This window comes from Coraliomargarita sinensis, assembly GCF_003185655.1.
GTDB classification, from domain to species: domain Bacteria; phylum Verrucomicrobiota; class Verrucomicrobiia; order Opitutales; family Coraliomargaritaceae; genus Coraliomargarita_B; species Coraliomargarita_B sinensis.
Window position 1 is genome coordinate 1 of the sequence record NZ_QHJQ01000012.1, and the last position, 22,240, is coordinate 22,240.

At 55.2% G+C, this 22,240-nt stretch carries 16 protein-coding genes; 11 read left to right on the top strand and 5 right to left on the bottom strand.

Annotated features, from left to right (window positions below):
• The first annotated feature begins 156 nt into the window (after positions 1-156).
• The 6 genes from DDZ13_RS13475 to DDZ13_RS13500 all read left to right on the top strand — a co-directional run bounded on the left by DDZ13_RS13475 (position 157) and on the right by DDZ13_RS13500 (position 6,698).
• Positions 157-399, top strand: coding sequence for a GIY-YIG nuclease family protein (locus DDZ13_RS13475; protein ID WP_110131986.1), 243 nt, complete (start codon positions 157-159; stop codon positions 397-399).
• Between the two features lie 260 nt (positions 400-659).
• Positions 660-2,477, top strand: a complete 1,818-nt coding sequence (locus DDZ13_RS13480) for an LptA/OstA family protein (RefSeq protein WP_158279924.1) — start codon at positions 660-662, stop codon at positions 2,475-2,477.
• Between the two features lie 61 nt (positions 2,478-2,538).
• On the top strand, positions 2,539-3,279 hold the full coding sequence (lptB, locus tag DDZ13_RS13485) for an LPS export ABC transporter ATP-binding protein (RefSeq protein WP_110131988.1): 741 nt from the start codon (positions 2,539-2,541) through the stop codon (positions 3,277-3,279).
• Between the two features lie 16 nt (positions 3,280-3,295).
• Complete coding sequence (gene hprK, locus DDZ13_RS13490) at positions 3,296-4,273, top strand: HPr(Ser) kinase/phosphatase (protein ID WP_110131989.1); 978 nt, start codon at positions 3,296-3,298, stop codon at positions 4,271-4,273.
• A gap of 486 nt (positions 4,274-4,759) precedes the next feature.
• Positions 4,760-6,163 (top strand): chromosomal replication initiator protein DnaA, encoded by a 1,404-nt coding sequence (gene dnaA / locus DDZ13_RS13495; RefSeq protein ID WP_110131990.1) that lies wholly within the window; start codon positions 4,760-4,762, stop codon positions 6,161-6,163.
• Between the two features lie 64 nt (positions 6,164-6,227).
• A complete protein-coding gene (locus tag DDZ13_RS13500) occupies positions 6,228-6,698 on the top strand; it encodes a hypothetical protein (protein ID WP_110131991.1) in 471 nt (156 codons plus the stop codon).
• Between the two features lie 4 nt (positions 6,699-6,702).
• On the opposite strand, the gene uvrA is transcribed toward DDZ13_RS13500, so the two are convergent.
• Together uvrA and DDZ13_RS13510 are read right to left on the bottom strand one after the other, a co-directional pair.
• Positions 6,703-12,471, bottom strand: a complete 5,769-nt coding sequence (gene uvrA, locus DDZ13_RS13505) for an excinuclease ABC subunit UvrA (protein ID WP_110131992.1) — start codon at positions 12,469-12,471, stop codon at positions 6,703-6,705.
• A gap of 51 nt (positions 12,472-12,522) precedes the next feature.
• Positions 12,523-13,161, bottom strand: a complete 639-nt coding sequence (locus DDZ13_RS13510; protein ID WP_110131993.1) for a hypothetical protein — start codon at positions 13,159-13,161, stop codon at positions 12,523-12,525.
• Positions 13,162-13,212: 51 nt separating this feature from the next.
• On the opposite strand from DDZ13_RS13510, the gene DDZ13_RS13515 reads away from it, so the two are divergent.
• The 3 genes from DDZ13_RS13515 to DDZ13_RS13525 are packed head-to-tail and all read left to right on the top strand — an operon-like array spanning position 13,213 to position 17,211.
• A complete protein-coding gene (locus DDZ13_RS13515) occupies positions 13,213-14,868 on the top strand; it encodes an ATP-binding cassette domain-containing protein (RefSeq protein ID WP_110131994.1) in 1,656 nt (551 codons plus the stop codon).
• A gap of 41 nt (positions 14,869-14,909) precedes the next feature.
• The gene (locus DDZ13_RS13520) at positions 14,910-15,296 is read left to right on the top strand and encodes a hypothetical protein (RefSeq protein ID WP_110131995.1); all 387 of its coding nucleotides are present in this window, start codon (positions 14,910-14,912) and stop codon (positions 15,294-15,296) included.
• Complete coding sequence (locus DDZ13_RS13525; protein WP_146209371.1) at positions 15,271-17,211, top strand: tetratricopeptide repeat protein; 1,941 nt, start codon at positions 15,271-15,273, stop codon at positions 17,209-17,211. Before DDZ13_RS13520 ends, DDZ13_RS13525 begins: the two co-directional genes overlap by 26 nt.
• Positions 17,212-17,323: 112 nt before the next feature.
• On the opposite strand, the gene DDZ13_RS13530 is transcribed toward DDZ13_RS13525, so the two are convergent.
• Complete coding sequence (locus DDZ13_RS13530; protein ID WP_110131997.1) at positions 17,324-18,127, bottom strand: hypothetical protein; 804 nt, start codon at positions 18,125-18,127, stop codon at positions 17,324-17,326.
• A 102-nt stretch (positions 18,128-18,229) separates the two neighbouring features.
• Between DDZ13_RS13530 and trxB the strand changes: the two genes are divergently transcribed.
• Together trxB and pdxH are read left to right on the top strand one after the other, a co-directional pair.
• The gene (trxB, locus tag DDZ13_RS13535) at positions 18,230-19,159 is read left to right on the top strand and encodes a thioredoxin-disulfide reductase (RefSeq protein WP_110131998.1); all 930 of its coding nucleotides are present in this window, start codon (positions 18,230-18,232) and stop codon (positions 19,157-19,159) included.
• Between the two features lie 104 nt (positions 19,160-19,263).
• Positions 19,264-19,902, top strand: a complete 639-nt coding sequence (gene pdxH, locus DDZ13_RS13540; RefSeq protein ID WP_110131999.1) for a pyridoxamine 5'-phosphate oxidase — start codon at positions 19,264-19,266, stop codon at positions 19,900-19,902.
• Here pdxH and DDZ13_RS13545 read toward each other — a convergent pair.
• Positions 19,880-20,527: a hypothetical protein gene (locus tag DDZ13_RS13545; RefSeq protein WP_110132000.1), complete on the bottom strand. Its 648-nt coding sequence runs from the start codon at positions 20,525-20,527 to the stop codon at positions 19,880-19,882. The two genes, pdxH and DDZ13_RS13545, sit on opposite strands and share 23 nt — an antisense overlap.
• Positions 20,528-20,529: 2 nt before the next feature.
• A complete protein-coding gene (pyrG, locus tag DDZ13_RS13550) occupies positions 20,530-22,125 on the bottom strand; it encodes a CTP synthase (protein WP_110132056.1) in 1,596 nt (531 codons plus the stop codon).
• Positions 22,126-22,240: the final 115 nt, after the last annotated feature.

The following is a 22,240-nucleotide window of genomic DNA, read 5'->3' on the forward strand; positions in this document are numbered from 1 at the left end:
CCCGCAACTCGTAAACATCAGCCTTGCTAGAGACCTCGATCACTTCGTATCCTGCTAGACCTATCTTGTTAATCATCGGGGACATGGTAGCTTAATTGCTCCATGTCCCCAATCTTTGATGGAGAGCAGGGGCGACGCAGGGCCTCAGGGATTGTTATGTATTATACCTACATTCTCTTTTCTCAGTCTGATCCGGATAAGAGCTATATAGGCTGTACGTCGAACTTAACCCAGCGTCTGAAGGAGCACAATTGCGGCCAGAGCCCGCATACCTCGAAGTATCTACCTTGGGAGCTGAAATTCTATGCTGCCTTCGAGAGCAAACAAAAGGCCCTGGCCTTTGAGGCCTACCTGAAATCGCATTCCGGTAAGGCTTTTGCGGCGAAGCGTTTACTTTAATGTGAGCCCTTCGCTCTTCGAGCTACGCGTGGCGCGGCCACGTGAAGATTGAAGTTCAGCGAAGCGTGCCCTGCGTCGCCTCCGGCTATGCAGGGCCTCATGGATTGTTGCGGGGGTCTACACCAATGTTTATGGATTCAGGGCGGGTAAGATTATAGGCTGGAACCCCTTACTCAGCTGCCTTTCTTAGTAGTATGCGTATTGGGCGATTCACAGCTCCTCTTTTACTTTTTACCGTTTCGATTTCGCTTTGGGCGCAGATGACGCCGAACGCGCCGGTGAAGAATTTCCGCTTCCCGCGCTTTGGAGAGAACGGTTACACGCAGTGGGTGCTTCAGGGGGAAAAGGGAATTTATGACAATGAGGAGCAGATCCGGGTCGAAGACATGGCCTTGCGGGTCTATTCGGGGGATGAGCGAATGGCCAAGGAGCTGACGCTGGACAGCCCCGGAGCGACCATACGTTTAAAGGAGAACCGTGCTTTTTCCAAAAAGGCGATCAAGATTGTGGGGGCCAATTTCACCATCACCGGAACCGGGTGGGAGTGGATTGGGGCGACCAAGGAGATCGTGGTGGAAGCGGATACGGTGGTTGAGTTTACCCAGGCGATCACCGGGGGGCTTACGGAAGGGGCGCCTGCGGCTGAAGAGAAGCGGACAGTCATCAAGAGCGACCAACTGGTTTTGCAAACGACGGAGGAGGACTATCACTTTGAATTCAGCGGTTCGGTGCAGGCGGTTTCCGGCGACATGAATTTGGAGAGTCATATCCTGATCGCCCTGGCGGATGCCCCGGGTGGGGATGAGGAAGCTCCCAAGCTGGGACAGGGGAAGCTCGATTCCGTCCGCGAGATTGTCGCGATGGAAGAAGTGACGATCTTGCAAGGAGGACGCACGGTTCGTGCGGGTGAAGCCAAATTCCTGACCCGGGAGGGCCGTGCGACCTTAATAGGCTCGCCGCAGATTGAAGTGGCGGGCGCATTTATCAGCGGAGCGGTGGTGCGCAGTCAGTCGGGAGAACTCGTTATCGAGGGAAGTCCGTCCGAGGGACGTGCCCAAATGATTCTAACCGAGACGGGTGGTCTCGGCCTTCAGGGGGTGTCTGCGCTCAGTGAAGAAACGATCGTTCTGGCCAATCAGATCACGATGCAGGAAATCAATGGCGGAAACCGGTTCCTGTTTGAAGAGCAGGTCGAAGTCATGTCAGGCGCCGTGCAACTTCAAGCCGCGAAGATGACGATACAAGCGGACCAGGCGAAAAAAGAAAAGCCGGCGGATGCTGAAGGAGTGGAAAACGGTGAGCTGAAAGTCGGTGAGGTGCGTGAATTGGTCGCGGAAGGCGGTGTGCGTATCGAGCAGGCCGGGCAGGTGGCCACCGGGGAAAAGGTGGTTTTCTTTCCCGCAGAAGAGCGCTGTGAGCTGACAGGGCAGCCGAAAGTGACCAACGGCGAAGCCGTGATTACCGGTGAGAAAATGGAACTGAAGCCAAAGCTGGCGATTGTCACCGGTTCGGAGAACGAGAAGGTGAGTGTCGAATTACCGGAAATGCCGGATCTCGGCTATAAGACTTTCACGCCGACATTAGCCACGGCGGAGGAAGATGAGAAGACGGAGCAAGTTGAACCTGAAGTGACGATTGTACGCAGTCAGCTGCTGCGCATGATTGAAGAACCTGATCGCACCTTGTTCCGCTTTACCGAAGATGTTGAGGTCTCCGGGACGAACTTGGAAGCGACTTGCGCCCGGCTGGACGTGATTGCAAAGGAGAAGCGCCTGGTGTCGTCCGATACTAAAGGGACCGAACGCCTGGAAGTAGAGCGTATCGAAGCTCATGACTCTGTCGTGATCAAGCAGGCCGGGCGTACCGCTACCGCGAGCCGCGCTTTTATCATGCCTAAAGAGGGTAAGGTCGTGCTCGAGGATAATGCCGTGGTCAATGACGAGCGCGGCCGTGTTTCCGGTTTTCGCATGACGCTCCTTCAGGGGCAGCGTAAAGCCATCGTCGAGGGTGGTGGCGGTCCGGGACAGGAGCGTGCGCGAATCACATTGCCCGCCTTGCCCGGAAGTAGCGAAGAGTAATTGCAGGGCAAACAAAGGAATGCGTTGCGGAGTCGGGCAGGACTGTTTTTGCTGAACTCATATGGATTCCAAATCTGCCCCACCAAAGATTGAAACCCGTGGACTTGTGCGGGATTTCGGTAAGCGGCGCGTCGTCAATGATGTGAGTATCAACGTCAATGCCGGTGAAATTGTCGGATTGCTCGGACCGAACGGTGCCGGGAAAACCACCACTTTTTATATGGTGGTGGGGTTGATCCCCGCGACCGAGGGTCAGGTTTTTCTCAATGACGACGACCTGACCGACCTGCCGATGTATCGACGTGCCCGCTGCGGGATCGGCTATCTTCCACAGGAAGCATCTGTCTTCCGAAAGATGACGGTGGAGCAGAATATCAGGGCGATCGCCGAGACGCTCCCGCTGAGCCGTGCCGAGCGCGACAAGCGCGTGAAGGAGCACCTTGAGGAACTAGGCCTGCAGCATCTGGCTAAGCAAAAAGCCTTTACCCTCAGTGGTGGCGAGCGCCGCCGTCTGGAAATCTCCCGGGCACTCGTGACCGAACCCAAGTTTTTGTTGATGGACGAACCGTTCAGCGGGGTGGATCCGATCAGTGTGAGTGAAGTGCAGAAAATTATCGTGCAGCTCGCCAAGCGAAATATCGGTGTGCTGATTACCGACCACAATGTCCGGGAAACCCTCAGCATTGTTGATCGCGCTTACCTCCTGCATGAAGGTTCCGTGCTCAGTGAAGGAAGTAGCGACTTCCTGATCAACGACCCCAAGAGCCGCGAATTTTATCTCGGAGAAGACTTTAACATGTAGCGCTGATAATTGAGTGATGATCGATATACACACCAATAACACAAAATTCGTCGAGGCGGTCACGGTTCGGGAGTTCTACGAGTCCTTTAAAGAGCCTCTCAAAATGGAGATTGTTGCCGGGGAAGAGGGGCTCGATAAGACCATCCGGGAGCGCAGTTTAAATCGTCCTGCCCTCGCCATGGTGGGATTTTTTACCGCCTTCGCCGCCAAGCGCATCCAGTTGCTCGGGGCGGGTGAAATGGCCTTCCTCCGGGAGCAAAGCGAGCAAGAGGAAGAAGTCATCATGACGGCGATTCTCGAGCGCAAGGTTCCCTGCATGATTATATCCAGGCAACTGGCCCCGTCGAAAACGCTGAAACAGCTGGCCAACAAGTACAAGACGCCGCTGATTCGGACCCCTCTGAAGTCGAAGACCTTTACCACCGAAGCAACACTGCTTCTCGAGGACAAGTTCGCCCCCCGAACCCATATCCACGGGACCTTGCTGGACATCAAAGGCATCGGTACTCTGATTTGCGGTGAAAGCGGCGTGGGGAAAAGCGAATGCGCGCTGGCCTTGATTGAACGGGGGCACAGTTTGGTCGCCGACGACCTGACTTATGTCAGAAGACTCAGCGAACGTGAACTGCTGGGGAATTCCTCCGAGCTCAGCCGGGGTTATATGGAATGCCGGGGCCTGGGCATTATCAATATCGCCGAGCTCTTCGGCGTCCGCTCCGTCCGGCTGGAGAAGCGGCTCGACCTCATCATCAACTTTACCATCTGGCACCTCGGGATGGACGAGGAACGCACCGGGCTCGAAGAAAACAGTGTTGAAATTCTCGGATTGAAAGTTCCGGCCATGGAAATACCCGTTCGTCCGGGCCGTGACATGGCGCGCCTGGTCGAAGTTGCGGCCATGGTCCAGGCTTTGAAAAAGATGGGGCACGACTCCGCGACCGAATTCAACGAGCGCTTGATCGCCAATATGGCAAACAAAGCCCGCGAAAAATAATTTCGGATGCCAAAATAATTTCGGGATCAACATAGCGATAGTAAAATTAGTCAATATCGGGCGGAACCAAATGCTGGAAACCGCGCTTTTTCAAAGGTTAGTGGAATTGTCACGGGTCCGTTACAAGCGAGCGAAAAATCTCGTAAAAGTTATTGATCCGGGGATTGTGAATAACTTGTGCAGAAGTTGACCTTGCCAAGCGGTTTCGGCTGTCGCTTTCTATAGCACATCGTTGATTTTGATCCTTTCAGCGGGCTTGATTTCCAACGACTTACATTTCCTTTACAAACAACCAAAACAAACAACAATTTTGCAAGTCATTGAAGTAGAGAAGTTAGTAAAAATATTGTCCAACTTTTACCTAACGAAGTGTATTGCACCGAGCAAATAGCGCTTCTTTTTCAAGTATCCCTGCCGCCTGCGTCTCGCCCGAGTTACGTATCGATGACGCACTAGTGTGAATAATTTGCCATTTAGACCATTTCCATGCCCTCAACCACGCCTGATCTCACCCTTTGGGAAAGCACGAATCAACAGCTCAAAAATCTCTTTCCAGCAGATATTTACGAGATGTGGTTCAGTGATCTTGTCTGTGCCCATGAGAGCCATTCGAAGATCGTTCTCGAGGCGGCTTCAGAGTTTAACGCCATCTGGATCGAGAATAACTTTTTAGACGTCATCAGTCAGCAGGCCCGTAGTTTTGCCGGAGCTCCTGTGGAAATTTCGATCGAAGTCGCGAAGCCGGAGGAAAAGGAGGAAAGCGGTAATGAATCCAAGTCGGAAGCGCACAACCGTGTCGAGAGCTCATCCCGTGAAAAAAGCCGGGACATTCCGGTCAACCACGCGCCGGTGCCGAATCGCTCACTGCTGAATCCCAGCAACACCTTCGACAACTTTGTGGTGGGGTCTGGCAATCAGCTTGCCCATGCCGCCTCGATCGCCGTGGCCAATGCTCCGGGCCGCGCCTACAATCCGCTTTTTGTCTTTGGTGAGACGGGATTGGGCAAAACCCACTTGATGCACGCGGTGGCCCACCAGATGCTGCTGAACAATCCCTCCGCCCGAATCGCATACATCTCCACCGAAAAGTTCACCAACGAGTTCATTCATGCGATCCGGGAGAACAAACTGGCGAAGTTCCGGAAGTTCTACCGAAACGTTGATGCTTTGCTGGTGGACGATATTCATTTTCTGTCCGGGAAGGAGAGCACGCAGGAAGAGTTTTTCCACACCTTCAACGATCTTTTCGAGTCCGGACGACAGATCTTTTTGGCCAGCGACCGTCCGGCCAACGAAATCGAAAAACTGGAGAACCGACTTGTCTCCCGTTTTCAATGGGGTCTGGTCAGCGACATTCAGGCACCGGACTTCGAGACCCGCGTGGCGATCCTTCGTAAGAAGGCGGCTTCAATGAAGATTACCCTCGACGACGAAATTATGGATTTTCTGGCCGAGCGGGTATCGCGCAACGTTCGCCGGATGGAGGGCGCCTTGACCCGTATCGCCGGTTACGACGCTTTGGTGGACCGTAAGATCGACCTCGATTCGGTCGAGCGTTTGCTTGGCGACCTGCTTCAGGAAGAAGCGGCCAGCAAGGTGACCGTCGAACAGATCCAGCAGAAGGTCGCTGACTATTACCACATTCGATTCAGTGAACTCGTCGGCCGTCGTCGGACCAGCCAGATTGTTTTTCCCCGGCAGGTTGCGATGTATATCAGCCGCACCTTGACCAGTGATCCGTTGAAGTCGATTGGTGATGCCTTTGGCGGGCGCGACCACGGTACCGTCATTCACGCCTGCAAGCAGGTTGAGAACATGATGGAACAGGATGGTAGTGTGAAGCGGGGAGTCGATTACCTGATTAAGCAGCTTTCGAGCGGCCGGGCCTGATATTCCGGTTTCTCTATTTCTTGATATTGACGGGAAGGGGACTTTGTCCAACCTCCACGTCCTTATGGAACTAACTGATAGTCAAAAGTCTGCCGTCGTCGAATGGGTGCAGGAAGCCAGATCGATTGCCGATATCCAGCGATTGTTGCTGGATGAATTTAAAATTTCCATGACTTACATGGACGTGCGCTTTTTGGTGGATGATCTCGATGTTCCCATGGTGGAGCCCGAAACGGAAGAGGGTGACAGTTCCGCCGAGGCGGCCAAGCCGGCGGCCGACGCCGAGCTGGTGGATGAAGGTGGTGCCAGCGCCGGTGGCGTGTCGGTTGATGTCGATGCGGTTATGCGCCCTGGCTCGCTCGTCAGCGGGACGGCCAATTTCAGCGACGGCAAGTCCCTCGGCTGGCAACTCAGTGCCAGCGGCCAACTCGGCCTGATTCCGGATGAAGATGATCCGGAGTACCGTCCGGCAGCGGCGGATCTGGAACAATTCCAAAGCCAGTTGCAGGAAGTTCTGCAGCAAAAAGGTTTTTAGGGCGCTACAGGAACTGCGCGGTGGCACTTTCCTTGCAGCTCTTGAGCCCGGCTACATTGCCCTGGTAGAGCAGTTCCCCGCCGGCGTCCCCTCCGTCCGGCCCGATCTCGACTACGTAGTCCGCATCCTGGATGACATCCAGGTGGTGTTCAATCACAATCACGCTGTGGCCCTTGTCGACGAGGCGATGCAGGAGTTCGGTCAGACGCTCCACGTCGGAAAGGTGCAGTCCGATGGTCGGCTCTTCCAGAATGTAGAGGTTGCCCTGGCCTTTATTGTATTGGCGTTCCTTGAAGCTGGGTTGGCCCTTGGCAAGCTCACTCACCAGCTTCATGCGTTGGGCCTCACCACCGGATAGAGTGGGCGAGTACTGGCCAAGCGTGATGTAACCCAGTCCGGTTTCGACCATCAACTGCATGAGATGACTGAGCTGGGTATGAAAGCTGAAGAACCCGGCGGCTTCCTCAAAACTCATTTCCAGAACATCGGCGATGCTTTTGCCGTTCCACTGCAACTCGTCCAACTCGCTGCCGTAGCGACGCCCGCCACAGTCCTCGCAGGTCACATAGGTGTCCGGCATGAAATTCATTTCCAATTTTACCCGGCCGGCACCTTTACAATTCTCACAGCGACCACCCTTGGTATTGAAGGAGAAAGTGCCGGCGGTGTAGCCGCGCATATTTGCCTCGGGGAGGCTGGCATAAATCTGCCGAATGATGTCGTAAGCCCCAATATAGGTGGCCGGTGTGGAGCGAGGGGTTTTACCAATGGGGCTTTGGTCCACTTCGATGACTTTGCGAATGTCGTGGGCATGATGGAGCGTTTTGAAGCGGTTTGACTGCTTTTTGGAGCCAGAGAGCGACACGGAAGCACAAGGGTGACTGCTGGACAGATGCTTCGGGCCCAATTTTTCCGCTTTTTGATTAACTGCCTCGTCCACCAGAGGCTTTAGCAGGTCCCGGATCAGGGTTGATTTGCCCGCGCCGGAAACCCCGCATACCGCAGTCAGGCGGTTCTTTGGGATCATGAGGTCGAAGCCTTTCAAATTTCGTAGCGCCGCCTGCTGCAGGACGATCCAGTTCTGATTGTCCTTTTTTTTGCGTGGGCTCCACGGGGCGGGAAGTTCCCGATATTCCCCGCGGCGTGGATGCGACAGACTTTTTCGCAAATACTTCCCGGTAATCGACGCTTTGTTTCGCTTGAGTTGAGCGAGTGTGCCGCTGGCGACAATCTCACCGCCATGGATGCCAGCCGCCGGGCCCAGGTCGATAATCTTGTCTGCGTGCTTCATGGTGTCCGCATCGTGCTCGACGACCAGCAAGGTGTTCCCTCGGTCACGGAGTTGCTCAAGCGATTGAATCAGGCGCTCGTTGTCGCGGGCATGCAGGCCAATCGAGGGCTCATCCAGTACATAGAGCACGCCGGATAGGTTGGATCCTAGTTGAGCTGCGAGCCGGATGCGTTGGGCTTCGCCTCCGGAGAGTGTCGCCGTGGCCCGGTCGAGTTCCAGGTAGCCGAGGCCGACCCGGTCCATGAAGCGCATGCGTTCTTCGATTTCCGGCAGCAGTTCATCCAGAATCGGTTTTGTGCGCTTGGTGGTTTTGACTGCTTTGAGGGCCGTGAGCAGTTTACTTGGTGTGAGCGAGAGTAACTCTGGGAGAGAGACTGTCGGAGCTGTTTTCGCTGAAAGCCGTGAGTCGGTCGAAGCTGCCGATGGGATGGAACGCTCGACTTTCCTGGATGCCTTCAGCGGCAGGCGCACGGCCCGGCTGAGTTCGTTGATGCGTGCCCCCTGGCAATCCGGGCAGGTGCCGCCGTTTTCGTAATCATTCGGATCGGGATGTCCGATTCGGCTGTCTTCCTCGCTCGACATCCAATCAAACAGTTGCCCGTAGCCTCGGCAGGTCGGGCACCAGCCACGCGGGCTGTTCCAGGAGAAGTGTTTCGGGTCGAGCTCGGGAAAAGCCTGTCCGGTTGCCGGGTCGGTCCGCTTGGTCGAGAGCCAGCTCAAAACCTCGCCTTGAGCGTTCAGGATCAGGGCGCTCCCTTTGCCCAGACGCAGAGCCTCCTGCAACTTGGCGTTGCTCCGTTGTTTTATGGCGGCGGTGGTTCGTTGCCTTGCGGACAACTCCTCCAGCACCAGGTCAATGTCATGCTCGCGGTAGCGGTCGAGTTTTTGAAACTGATCCAGCGGTACCATTTGTCCGTCGATGCGGAGCATACTGTAATCGTGGTCACGGGCCCAATTGGCGAGTGGTTCATGGTGCCCCTTGCGTCCACGTAATAGCGGCGCGCAGAGGTAGAGCGGGGCATTGGCTTGCCGATTCTTACTGCTTGAACCGTATTCTTTGAGGAGGATTTCGAGGCGCTTCTGGAGTGCGCTCTCGCTTTGGGTGACGACGGCTTCGCCGCTGATGGGGGAGTGTTGGATACCGATTCGGGCAAAAAGCAGGCGCAGGTATTGAGCGACTTCCGTAATGGTCGCGACGGTCGACTTCCGCGTGCCCCGGGTGACGCGTTGCTCAATGGCCACGGTTGGCGCGATACCATCGAGTGCATCAACATCTGCCCGTGGCATCTGCTCCACGAATTGGCGTGCGTAGGCCGACATGCTCTCCATGAAGCGGCGCTGGCCTTCGGCGAAGACGATATCGAAAGCGAGCGATGATTTTCCGGAACCGGAGACTCCGGTGACCACAGTAATCGCGTTGTGCGGGATATCGGTGGAGATATTCCTCAGGTTGTGTTCACGTGCGCCCCGGACGCTGAGCGTAGCTAGTTTTGAAGGCTTCGCGTCCGACTTCGCGCCTTGAACGCTGTTGTAGCGGGCTTGTGACTCTGCGGCAGACGCTTGATGGACTACGCCGCGACCCTCTCCCAGGGCTTCGCTGAGGTAGGGCGCAGTTTCGCACTTCATCTTTGCGACCTGTTCCGGTGTGCCTTCGGCAATAACCCGGCCGCCTCTGTCGCCCGCTTCCGGGCCCATTTCGACAATCCAGTCCGCGACCTTGAGCAGGTCGAGATTGTGCTCGATCACGATGACGGAGTGCCCGGAATCCACGAGGCTCTGCAGCACCTTGATCAGGCGTTTGATATCCGCCCGGTGCAGCCCGGTCGTGGGTTCGTCGATCAGTATCATGGCATGCGAAGAATTTTTAGAAACGCCATGGTCATCGTTACGCGTGCGCTTCGGGCGCGAGATGCGGCCAAGATAGCGAACCAATTTCAGTCGTTGTGACTCGCCCCCGGACAAGGTGTTGAGTGGTTGACCGAGCTTAAGGTAGCCGAGCCCCACATCAATGAGCGGTTGAAGCGCGCGAACAATCTTCGGATGCTCGCCGAAAAAGAGAATCGCTTCGTCGATATCGAGTTCGAGAATGCCGGCAATGGATTTACCATTGTAAACGATTTCCAGAACTTCGGGCTTGAAGCGCTGCCCCTCGCAGGTTTCGCAGGGCACAAAAAGATCGGACACAAACTGCATCTCAATGCGTTCATACCCGAGGCCGGAGCAGGTTGGGCAGCGGCCATCACCGCCGTTGAATGAGAAATGCCCCGGCTGCATGCCCGCCGCCCGGGCCGCATCGAGCTTGGCGAAGAGCTTGCGAATTTCATCCCACGCCTTGGAGAACAGTGCCGGGTTGGATCTTGGTGTCTTGCTGACCGGGCTTTGATCGACCAGCACCACTTCCGAGAGTGGCAGCGTGGATTCGATGTCCTTGAGCGTGGCCGGATCATCCGCGGACAGGCCTTTCTGAACGAGAAGGTTTTGGTAAATGACGTTGTTGAGCAGGGTGCTCTTTCCCGAGCCCGATACGCCGCTCAAGCAAACGAGTTGCTGCTGTGGCAGATGCAGGTCGAGTTCCTTGATGTTGTGCTTACTCGCTCCGTAAATGGATAAGTAGTTTGTGGTGGGTGGTTGATCCGCCTTCGCTATGCTACGGCGGGACGAGGTGGTTGAGTGGTTTGTGGTGGGTTCCTGGATGCAGGGGCGACGTTTCTTGGGGACATCGATTTGTTCCCGGCCGGAGAGAAAGCGCCCGGTCTGTGTATCGGATTTCAGGATACGGTCGTAGTTTCCGTGAAAGGTCAGCTGGCCCCCGTTGACGCCGGGCTTCGGGCCGATTTCGATGAGGTTGTCGGCCGCCCGCATGACGGCCTCATCGTGCTCCACCACGACAACGGTATTTCCGAGATTGGTGAGGCGGCGGAGGATCGAGATGAGGCGATCCATATCGCGGGAGTGTAGCCCGACCGAAGGTTCATCGAGAACGAAGAGTGTGTCAGTTAGCGCCGAGCCCAGGCACGATGTCAGATTGACCCGCATGGTTTCCCCGCCCGATAGGGTTCGTGAGCTGCGGTCGAGTGCGAGGTAGCCGAGGCCGACCTGGTCAAGAAAGGAGAGTCGGCTGAGGATACCGCTTAATGCGGTGTTACCGGTGGCAGCTTTTTGTGTGTTGGCACGGTGAAGCAGTGCAATCAGTTCGTTGACGCTTTTCCCGTATAAATCCGGCAAGGTGTGGCCCTGCCATTTCCAGTTGAGGGCTTCGGGTTGGAGGCGTGCCCCCTGGCAATCCGGGCAGCGACTGTAGCTGCGGAACTTTGAGAGGAAGACCCGGACGTGCATCTTGTAGACATTGCTCTCCAGCCAGCCGAAAAATCGACGGACACCATACCAGCGGTTGTGATAGCTTCCATCCTCGTAGTCTTTTTCACCTTCGATGATAAAATTTTTCTCCCGCGTCGTCAGCTCTCCGTAGGGAACGTTGGTACGTACTTTGTGGTGTTGGGCCGCGCGTTGCAGGTCGCGCAGGCTTTCGCTGTAAACCTCGCCCTGAAAGGCACGAATGGCGCCATCATCGATGGATAGGCTCTGGTCGGGGATAACGAGATCGTAGTCGATCTCAATCACGCGCCCGAAGCCCCGGCAGCTTGGGCAGGCTCCGATGGGGGAATTGAAGGAAAAAAGGGCCGGCGTTGCCGGCCGGAAACTTTCACCGGTTTTCGGAGAATTAAGACCCTGGGTAAATGCGGTGAGTTGCCGGGCATTCAAATCGAAGATTTGCATGCGCCCCTTGCCGAAGGCGAAGGTCTGATGGGCTGCCTCAATAAATCTGGACCGTGCACTCGTGTTTACTTTCAAGCGGTCCTGAATGATATGCAGCTGGTCTTTCGCCTTCAGCTTGGATATTTTCAGTTCCTCGAGGCGTACGACCTGTTTGGCATGTATGGCGCGGGTATAGCCTTGCCCGCTGAGAGCCTTGATGATTTCCGACCACTTCAGCTTGCCGGGCTTTTCCACAGAGAAACAGACCAGGATGGATTCTTCCGAAAAATCCTTGAGCAGGCTTTTCCAGATGTTTTGCGGTTTATCATCACGTATGGCCTTCCCCGTGGCCGGGTCGTAGAGTGTGGCGGCATTGGCAAACCAGACTTTGAAGTAATCGCACAGCTCCGTGATGGTTCCCACCGTTGAGCGGGAGGTCTTGACCGTATTGGACTGCTGTATGGCGATGGAAGGGCGTATGTTTTCCACGCTGTCCACATCCGGCCGATCGAGGAGCTCCATGAACTGTCGCGTGTAGGGCGAAAAAGTCTCCACATAGCGGCGCTGGCCCTCCGCATGCAGGGTCTCGAAAACAAGTGACGATTTACCTGCGCCACTCAGGCCGGTGACGACGGTGAGCTGACCGATCGGCAGGTCGAGGTCGAAGCCTTTCAGGTTGTTTTGGCGGACGCCTCGCAGGCGGATGTAGTCGTGATGAGAGGGCATGGAAAATGCACAATGCAGAGCAGGTGCAGAAGGTCCAATCCGCCGGTGATTTTATTCCTCGACCGTGAATAGCGTTCCGCCGAGGCTACGCGGTTTTAATTCGCTTTGCGGGTTTTCGTCCGGATTGACAATTTGTCCGGCAAGAAAAAAGGTCGGCTCTTTGAGCCAGTGTTTTCTAAGTTCGTCATGCAGCTCCAGCAGCTCGCTCCGGCTGGAAATACGAAATTCAATCGTATGGGCGTGAGTCGCATGCGGGTACTCCTTAATGACGGTGTCACTGGTTATGCTGTCCGCAATGTCCGAGCCTCTGCCAGCCATCGCCTCTACTTGCGGAGGAAGGGGAGTTTTGACGATGGAAGAACCCGGCACGCCCGAAGCTTCCGCTGCGTCACCCAGTGCGGCCTGAAGTTCGCCGGCTTTGAGCGCGCGGCTGTAGTAGATGCGGAGCATTGCAGGCCCATCGGTGACGATATTCAGTTCAATTACGCGAAATGCTGCCGTGACGTACTCCTGTTTCGAGATGGAAAGAACGGCCTTTTCCTGTGCATGGTAACTTCGGGTGCCGCCCGGAAAATTGATGCCAAAGAGGGCCCGGTTTTTAATGCCCTGGCTATTTACATTCACCGCATCAAGTGAGGTGTGAAGAAAGAGGGCCGCAGTGAGTGATAAAATGATTCGGAAATATGACATAAGGAGTAAAATGCTGGCCTTTGCATCTTCCGCAAAGATAAATTAAGCACAATGCTATCCTGCAAAGAATTATCGGTTGATGTCGGACCCAACGGGCCGCGTATTTTGGATCGTGCGACGGCGCAATTTAAAGGCGGCGCCCTGAATGCAGTCATTGGCCCCTCCGGTTGTGGCAAGACCACTTTGGTCAAGGCCATGCTGGGGATTCTGCCGAGTGAGGGAGAAGTCAGTTATGCCGGGGAGCGAATCTACAAAAGCTCGGATCTTCAGGGGATGCTCTCATTCGCGCCCCAGTTCAGCATCGCCCACGAGCGGCTGACCGTCAACGAGGCCCTGCAGTATGCGCTCGACCTGTGTGTGAGGGACGGCGTGGTCAAGGCGAAGCGAATCGAGGAGATTCTCAAGCGGATTGGTCTGGATGAGCACCGTACCAAAAAGGTGGGCGATCTCAGTGGCGGTCAACTACGCCGGCTTGGGCTGGGGCTCGAACTGGTGGGGGACCCACAATGCATGGTTTGCGACGAAGTGACCAGTGGCCTCGATCCGAAATCCGAAGACCAGATTCTGGAAGTGCTGCAGCGTTTGAGGGATGAGCAGGAAAAAACCTTCATTTGTATCATCCACAATCTGGCCAAGCTGGAGGAATTCGACTGGATTACGGTGGTTTACGAAGGTGTCGTGATTTTTCAGGGTGAGTTGGAAGCGCTGAATCGTTATTTTGATATCCCCGACGCGCTCCACCTTTATGATAAACTCAACGAGCACGATATTGAATATTGGCGTGAGCGTTGGAAGGGTTCGGATACGGATGTCGCCGTACACTCCGAAATTGCGGCGGTAAAGGCCCCGCCGCCCCCGGGGCCCATTGCCCAGACCTGGACCTTATTGCTTCGACGCGCGCTTCTCTTTAAACGCGACCGCGGGTATTGGTTGCTCACCTTGGGGATCACAATCGGTTTCCCTTTACTGGTAACGATTTTTGCCTGGGACGGCATTCCGCAGCTCCGAGGCCTTTCGATGGATTCCTCGGCCGGCTTTATGGAACGGGCCAGTGAAGATTTACGGTATCGGATTGATGCCATGGAAATGGCTTCGCTGGTGACCGGGTTGATTCTCTTTCAGGTCATCCTGCTCACCTTGATGGGGAGCAATAATGGTGCCCGGGAAATTGCCGGAGAGCGTCAGCTGTATGAAAAAGAACGCTTCGCGGGGTTGAGTGCGGGGGCTTATGCCAGCAGCAAGCTGATATTCGCCTCATCCGTGGCCATTCTTCAGGGGCTTTGGATGATGCTGTTTGTCAGGTATATCTGTGAATTCCCCGGAGTGGCTTCCTTGCAGGCCGGTGTCCTGGTTTTGTGCTGTGTCTCCATGACGGCGATTTGTCTCGGATTTTCCGCTATTTTTGATTCCGCGGACAAGGCATCGCTGCTTTCGGTCTATCTGGTTGGCTTCCAGTTGCCGCTCTCCGGAATTGTACTGGCTTTGCCCGAGGCCTTGGTCTGGGTCTGCCGACCTTTCATCAATGCTTACTGGGGCTGGGGGGGGTATTTCAGCTCTATGCTGGAAACTCGATTGTATGATGCGTATCGACTGGAATCCAGTGAATGGATCCCATCCGCAGGCTTATCTCTTGCGGTCCTCGGCCTGCATTTTGTTCTCGGAGCAGTTATGGTCTTTTGGGGTTGCCAGCAAAAACGCTGGAACTAAGCATGAGCCTAATTTTACCTTTAAAGTTGCATCTACCAACTATGTTTCGAGACCGCCGTTATCCCGCCAAGCTATTTGTCAATGGTTTGCAAATATTCTGCACTGTTCTGTCCGTCGTCTTGCTTACGGCCTGCGGCAAAGGTGAGTTCTCCAGCCTGGAGAGTTTGCCGGTGGATTCATATCTCAAGAACCCGGCGAACTTTCTCGGAAATACCTATCTGATATCCGCTCAAATCGATTCACAAATACAGTGGGAAGAAGGGGTCGGCCGTATTCTGGCAGTGGAGACCGACGGTTCTACATCACGCGTGCCGGTTTTTGTGCCGGATGGTGTCGGGCAAAACCTGCATGTCGGCCAGCGCTACGAAATGCGCGCGATTATACGAAAAGGAGGACTGATTTATGTGGAAGATTTACGTAAGTTTTAGTTTCAGTGCATTCTTTGCGGCTGGAACGATTCTGGCTCAAGGCGGATTTCCGGTTTCCAACGGTGCTTCATCCGGTGGGGCTCCGTCGAACCCGCCAACCCAGACGGCTCAAGCCGGGGCCAGCGCCCCGACCAACGGCTTATTCGAGAGTAACACTTTTCTTGAGACAGCCAATCGGGTCTTTGATCCAACGAGTGACTCGATGGATTTCGAGAACGGCAGTTTCAACTGGAAGGGGAAGACATTCAACATTGCGGAGCAACGGGCTTTTCGGTCACGTTTCGAGCGCTTCCTGCTGGCGTCACCTAGCGAAGAGGAAGAGCAGTATGCGCGATTGATCGCTGATATTATGGAGCGGCTTTCCGTCTCGAACAACAACACGGACGATACGATCCTCGACACCTGGGAATTGCTTTTCCGTGCTTCAGAATTCGATATTGACGGCGGGAACAGCACGATTGTCGCCAACCAGGTATTCAATGCCTGGCGTATTCGTAAAGAAAGCCGTGGTGTGGCCATGTCGCAGCGCGAACTGGAAGACATGCGCAAGTACCAACAGGAAGTGGTCGCCAACCGTAAAAGGATGTTGGAGCGCATCGAAGAGAAGCGCATGCGAGAGTCGAGCCATGCACGCCGGCAAAGCATGGAGTCCTCGGGCGAGGCCAGCGAAGATGATCTGCCATCCGAAGCCGCCTTTCGTGCTCTGGACCTTGCGGAAACCGAAGCTAAAATACTTGCCCTTGAGACCGAGGCGGCAAGCACCGGACTACAGGCCAAACTTCAATTTCAGAGCCAGATTGTAAGTTTCCTCATGCAGCGCCGCTTTGAGCATGCGCTTGTACTGTCCGGGTTTTACCAGCTGATTTTCAAGGGGTCGCATCAGGAACTTCAGGTGGGCAAAAGCCAGCTGGAACAGTTTCTGCCCGGCAGTGATCTGTCCTACACGGTCGACAGTATGTCGTTTATCGCGCGGGAAGCGATCAACGACGTGGACAAGGGTGTCGAGGCTGTGAATGCCGCTTACGAGGAACGCCGGACCATGCTTGCGTTGGAACGTTTGCAGGAAGTCTTCTTTCTCGGCGAGCACCTGACTGAATTAAACAAAATTCCCACTGAGCAGCGCCGACATCTGCTCGACCTGTATCGCAGCTTGATGGAAGCCGGTGATTTGGCCGAAGCAAAAGACTACGATGGCGTCACGGAACTGGCAGAGAGTATTTCCACTCTGGCCGAAGATTTTCCGAAGTCACGTGTACTTTCCGCCGTGGAAACAGCCAAAAGTATGAGCGACATGGCCGTATTCGCCGCGTCCCAATACCGCAACACGGGCGACATTGAAAAAGCACGTGGAGAATTGATGCAGGCGATCGAGATATGGCCCTCCAATCCTGCGATACGGGAGTTCCAAATGGAAACGACGAAGCTGGCGACGGCCGGCTCCCAGGGGGTCCAGATCTTTGATGATTTGTATGAAAGGAACGAGCGCCGCGCGATTTACGACCGTCGTCTGGAACTTGGCTTTGCTTTAGCCGAGGATGAGGAGCGTAAACCACTCCTGATGGAAGTAATCGATCAGGTCGCCCGCATTGATTTATTGGTGAAACAAAGCGAGGAGTTGATTAAACAGGGCGAAGCTTATGCGGCCTGGGAACTTCTCGCCGAAGCATCCAAAATTAACGCGACCGACGGCCCGATGAACCAGGCACGAGCCGAGTTGGCGCCACGGGTTGCCGATTTTGTCCAGCAGGTGGATCGTGCGGAACGCCAGTCAAAGGATGGGCAACACGCCGGTGCATTGGCAGCTTATCTGGCGGCTCAGGATATTTACCCGGCCAGCCGGATATGCCGGGAAGGTGTCGAGCGCGAAGCCGGAGCACTGATGCGGGGCTTGAAGGCAGAAAATAGCGCGCAGTAGGATCGGTTCGTAATCGCTACTTCCCGGCGATCCAATTTTCTGTTTTGCTGGTCGGAAAGTAATCGGCTGGCAGGGGCGCTTTCCCTTGGAACTCTTTGAGCTTTCTTGACTGCTAATCGCTTTTCTCGCCGTGCAAAATACGAGCCACCCGTTCCGCTGTGCCGTCAGGGTTGTAGTGGCGGAATTTCCAGTAATCCGGTTTGTGGTGCTTCACCTCTTTCTTTTCTCCGTTGGTGAAAATCGTCACCGTAGGGGGCCGGTAGATATAGCGCGGTTGCACGACGGGGTCGTAGTAGTAGCGTAGTCCATAGCGTGTGGACTGGCGGCTACGTTCAGTCTCCTCCTTGAGGCGTTGTGTTTCGAGTCGGGCATTGGCCGCCTCTTGTTCCGCTTTGGCCACCCGGGCTTCGAGTTGTGCGATTTGTTGTTGCGACTTCAATTCTGCGAGTTCCGTTTGGTAGCCTTCGAGGGCCAGGGCCAACTCCTCGGAGACATCGACTTCCGGATAGCGCACTTGAAAGCTACGCCAGAAGTCGACTCGGTCTTTGGCGGGCAGGGAGGCAAAGGCACTGCTGCTGCGTTTCGCAGCTCGAATGGACGTTCCCTCTTCCGTGCGGGCTTGTTTCAGTCTGGCCTGCTCGGCGAGCCACTCTTCGCGTTCTCTCTTGAGGCGGGCTTGTTCCTTCTGGAATTCATCTTCCGACATCAGGTCGATTTCGACCACGGCATCCTTTTTCAAAACGACTTCGCCTTCAGGGTAGAGCAACAGAGTTTTTTCTCTGAGTTCAATTGTGCCGACCGGCTTGCCCAGGGTCGCGAGAGTTGTTTCCAGATTATCACCGATCTTGAGTTCTGCTCCGGTGACAGATTGAAGGAAAATGAGGAGGATAAGCCCTTTCAAACCATGGTTTCTCATGCCTATTAGGGTAAATAAGCTTTAGAAAAAGGCAAATCGCATAATTTAGTTGAGAATAAGCCGACTGAGCGTTTTCTCACAGTTTTCAACTAATCAAAGACTATGGAAGACGTTATTATACTCGGCACCGGTTGTGCCGGACTTACCGCTGCAATTTACACGGGCCGCGCCCAGCTGAATCCTCTCGTGCTTGAGGGCACCCAGCCGGGTGGTCAGTTGACGACGACTTCGGAAGTGGAGAATTTTCCCGGTTTTCCGGAGGGGATCGACGGCTTCATGATGATGGATAATCTGCGTAAGCAGGCTGCCAGATTTGGCGCACGCTACGAGCATGCAAGAATCGATAAGGTCGAGATCGAAGGGGAGACGAAGAAGCTCTACGCGGGGGATAAGGTATTTGAGGCCAAAACAGTCATCGTGGCGACCGGCGCGCGCCCACGCCTGCTCGGCATTCCCGGGGAGCAGGAAATGTACGGGGGCAAAGGAGTGACCACCTGTGCGACCTGTGATGGCGCCTTTTACCGCGATATGGAAGTCGTGGTTGTCGGCGGTGGCGACTCGGCTTGTGAAGAAGCGCTTTTTCTCACCCGTTTCTGCTCGAAAGTGACGTTGATTCATCGCCGTGATGAGCTGCGGGCTTCCCAGATCATGGCGGACCGGGCGACGTCGCATGAAAAGATCGAGATGGCCTGGAATTCGGTTCCGGTCGAGGTCCTGGCAGATGATAAGGGCCTGGCCAAGGGAGTTCGGGTCAAAGATGTCAACTCCGGCGAAGAGCGGGAAATCCCATGTAAGGGGGTCTTTATCGCGATCGGCCATATTCCAAACACGGATTTTGTCGAGGGCGTCCTCGAACTTGACGGCGACGGCTACATCGTTCCCGAGGCGGGAAGTCAGGTGAAGACCAAGTACGAGGGCTTTTATGCGGCCGGTGACTGCGTGGACCATGTTTACCGCCAGGCGATCACAGCGGCGGGGATGGGCTGTCAGGCGGCAATCGAGGCCGAACGCTGGCTGGCGGAGAACGGGTGACGGGGTGTGAAAGTAGGAAGGTGGGAATGTTGGAAAGTTTTCATGCCGGCCATTTTTGCTTCTCTCACCTTGCTACTTTTTAACATTCGCACCTTCCTACAATTATGGACCTCTCCGAACTCAGGCAAAGTTATACCAAGGGCAGCTTTTCCGAACAGGATTTGCTGGCTTCACCCTTTGAACAATTTGAGAAATGGTTCCAACAGGCGATGGACTCCCAGTTGGAGGAGCCCAATGCCATGTGCCTGGCCACGGTCTCCAAGGACGGTCAGCCAAGTACGCGGATTGTTCTTTTGAAGGATTTCTCCGACAAGGGGATGACTTTTTACACCAATTACGAAAGCCGCAAGTCGGTAGAGATCGAAGCAACGGGCAAGGTGGCCGCAAATTTCCTGTGGTTGCCACTGCAGCGTCAGGTCAATGTGACGGGGCGGGTCGAGCGTGTTTCCAAGTCTGAATCCCTCAAATATTTTCTCAGTCGTCCTTTCGGTAGCCAGTTGGGCGCCTGGACTTCGCCGCAGAGCAAAGTGATCACCTCGCGGTCGGTATTAGAGACGAAACTGGACCAGATGAAGCGAAAGTTCGCCGAAGGAAAGGTGCCGCTGCCGGATCACTGGGGCGGGTATCGCATTGTCCCGGATAGCTTCGAGTTTTGGCAGGGGCGCCCGAATCGATTGCACGATCGTTTTGTTTATCGCAAAGACGAAGCTAGTCAGTGGTTCACTGAGCGCTTGGCACCGTAAAATCTGGATCTTTGTGGGGGTCGTAACCTGCTTTCCATTCGCTCACGGGGACACTGATGGAAGGTTCGCCCCCGGCGAAAAACCAAGAGTCGATGACATATTTGTCTCCACTTTTTCGCTCAGTGACGGACGCGGTGTTGTGGGGAAAGCGTAAGCGGGTGAAACCGCGGTGTTTTGGGAAACCGACCGTGTGATAGCGAAGCAGGCCGTCTTGTTGTAGCAGCAGCAGCGCAACGGTTGTGTTGGCCGCTTCGGCGATACAGTCGATCTGCTTGCCCGTACCTAAGTGCCGTTTGTTTTTGGGGGCATCACCCAAAGTGTCATTTTTGGCACCGATCATGGTCTCCATCGCCCCGATTGCGATGTTGATACGCTCCCGCTCCTCAGCCGGGCTTTCCGGTTTTGGTTCGAATAGGGCAGCGATGGTTTGCCATTCTTGCGGGGTATAGCTCAGCCCGGTGATGCTGCGACAGCCAGCCGAATCGCAAACATCGAATTCGCCGATTATAGGGCGGCTGTTGAGTCCGAGATTAGCGATGTAGCTGCTGGGCTGGCGAACAGAGGCACAAGCGCTGAATAACAGCACTGCAAATAATAAGTGCGTGGCTGCGGCGATCCGGCGCATGCTTATTTCTTATACTTCAGTGCCGCGGCGATGAAGTTGGCAAACAGGGGATGCGCGGCGTTGGGCTTGGATTGGAATTCCGGGTGGAATTGCACGCCCACATACCAGGGGTGCTCGGGAATTTCCACGATTTCAACCAGATCACGTTCGGGGTTGATTCCGGCGATGCGTAAACCGCTCTCTTTCAGTTGTTCACGGTATCTATTGTTGAACTCGTAGCGGTGGCGGTGGCGCTCATGAATATCCGGCACGCCGTAGGCATCAAAGCTGAAGCTGTCCTCTTCCAGGTGACAGGGACAGGCGCCCAGGCGCATATTCCCACCCTTGGTCGTGAGGTCCTTCTGGTCCTCCATGATGTCGATCACGGGATGTGGAGTGTCCGCGTTAAATTCGGTGCTGTTGGCTTCTTCCAATCCGGCAACGTGGCGCGCATATTCGATCACCGCGATTTGCATGCCCAGGCAGAGACCGAAGTAGGGGGTCCCGTTCTCGCGGGCGTACTTTGCCGCAGCGATTTTTCCCTCGGTGCCGCGGTCTCCAAAACCTCCAGGGATGAGTATGCCGTCGAGAGAGGCCAGATGCTTTTCCGGATTTGCCTCAATCTCCTCGGCATCCAAGCGGACAATGCGCACGGCGGAGTCGTTGGCGATGCCGGCATGGATGATCGATTCATAAACGGATTTGTAGGCGTCCTGTAGTTCGATGTATTTTCCGACAACGCCGATCTCGACCTTGTGACTCGGTGCCTTCAGGCGACGCACCACGTCGTGCCACACCTGCATGTCATTGTCGGGTGCGTTCAGGCTGAGGTGTTCCACGATGAGATCGTCGACGTTCTCTGACTTCAGCGCCAGCGGCAGTTCGTAGATCGAAGTCTCGACGTCCATTTCCTCGATCACGGCCTTTACCGGGACATTACAGAAAAGGGAGAGTTTCTGCCGCATCTCATTGGTCATCGGTTCTTCGGTCCGGCAGACGAGAATGTCCGGTTGAATACCGATTTCCCGAAGCTTGGCCACGCTTTGCTGGCTGGGCTTGGTCTTCAGTTCACCGGCAGCTTTGAGGTAGGGGAGTAAGGTGCAATGCAGGAAGAGCACGTCCTTGTGCCCGACTTCAAGTGCGAATTGGCGCATGGCTTCAAGGAAGGGGAGGCCTTCGATGTCGCCAATCGTGCCACCGAGTTCGGTGATGAGGATGTCCACATCGTCGCCGGCTCCCTTGTAGATGCGGTCCTTGATCTCATTCGTGACGTGCGGGATCACTTGAACAGTGGCACCGAGATAGTCGCCCCGGCGTTCCTTTTGCAGGACTGTTTCGTAGACCTGACCGGACGTGAGATTGTTGAAGCGGCTGAGTTCTCCCGAAGTGAAGCGTTCGTAGTGGCCGAGATCGAGGTCGGTCTCCGCGCCGTCGTTAAGGACATAGACCTCGCCATGCTGGAATGGACTCATCGTACCGGGGTCCACATTCAGATACGGGTCGAATTTCTGCAAGCGGACCTTCAGGCCACGCTGCTCCAGGAGAGCACCAATCGCGGCGGAAGTTAGCCCCTTTCCGAGCGAGGAAACGACGCCACCGGTGACGAAGATATATTTCATGCTGTTTTTCTGCGCCATAATGAAAAAAGGAAGGGCAGGTAGGAGCTGCCGCTTCCGGGCTCGCATTCAACTGTGACCTCTTTGGGGATGGCAAACATTTTTAGGCCCGAGAGAC

Bases quoted from the DNA above. Each gene is read 5' to 3' on its own strand.
- DDZ13_RS13475 (WP_110131986.1), top strand. From the start codon at position 157: ATGTATTATACCTACATTCTCTTTTCTCAGTCTGATCCGGATAAGAGC.
- DDZ13_RS13480 (WP_158279924.1), top strand. From the start codon at position 660: ATGACGCCGAACGCGCCGGTGAAGAATTTCCGCTTCCCGCGCTTTGGA.
- lptB (WP_110131988.1), top strand. From the start codon at position 2,539: ATGGATTCCAAATCTGCCCCACCAAAGATTGAAACCCGTGGACTTGTG.
- hprK (WP_110131989.1), top strand. From the start codon at position 3,296: ATGATCGATATACACACCAATAACACAAAATTCGTCGAGGCGGTCACG.
- dnaA (WP_110131990.1), top strand. From the start codon at position 4,760: ATGCCCTCAACCACGCCTGATCTCACCCTTTGGGAAAGCACGAATCAA.
- DDZ13_RS13500 (WP_110131991.1), top strand. From the start codon at position 6,228: ATGGAACTAACTGATAGTCAAAAGTCTGCCGTCGTCGAATGGGTGCAG.
- uvrA (WP_110131992.1), bottom strand. From the start codon at position 12,471: ATGCCCTCTCATCACGACTACATCCGCCTGCGAGGCGTCCGCCAAAAC.
- DDZ13_RS13510 (WP_110131993.1), bottom strand. From the start codon at position 13,161: ATGTCATATTTCCGAATCATTTTATCACTCACTGCGGCCCTCTTTCTT.
- DDZ13_RS13515 (WP_110131994.1), top strand. From the start codon at position 13,213: ATGCTATCCTGCAAAGAATTATCGGTTGATGTCGGACCCAACGGGCCG.
- DDZ13_RS13520 (WP_110131995.1), top strand. From the start codon at position 14,910: ATGTTTCGAGACCGCCGTTATCCCGCCAAGCTATTTGTCAATGGTTTG.
- DDZ13_RS13525 (WP_146209371.1), top strand. From the start codon at position 15,271: ATGTGGAAGATTTACGTAAGTTTTAGTTTCAGTGCATTCTTTGCGGCT.
- DDZ13_RS13530 (WP_110131997.1), bottom strand. From the start codon at position 18,127: ATGAGAAACCATGGTTTGAAAGGGCTTATCCTCCTCATTTTCCTTCAA.
- trxB (WP_110131998.1), top strand. From the start codon at position 18,230: ATGGAAGACGTTATTATACTCGGCACCGGTTGTGCCGGACTTACCGCT.
- pdxH (WP_110131999.1), top strand. From the start codon at position 19,264: ATGGACCTCTCCGAACTCAGGCAAAGTTATACCAAGGGCAGCTTTTCC.
- DDZ13_RS13545 (WP_110132000.1), bottom strand. From the start codon at position 20,527: ATGCGCCGGATCGCCGCAGCCACGCACTTATTATTTGCAGTGCTGTTA.
- pyrG (WP_110132056.1), bottom strand. From the start codon at position 22,125: ATGAAATATATCTTCGTCACCGGTGGCGTCGTTTCCTCGCTCGGAAAG.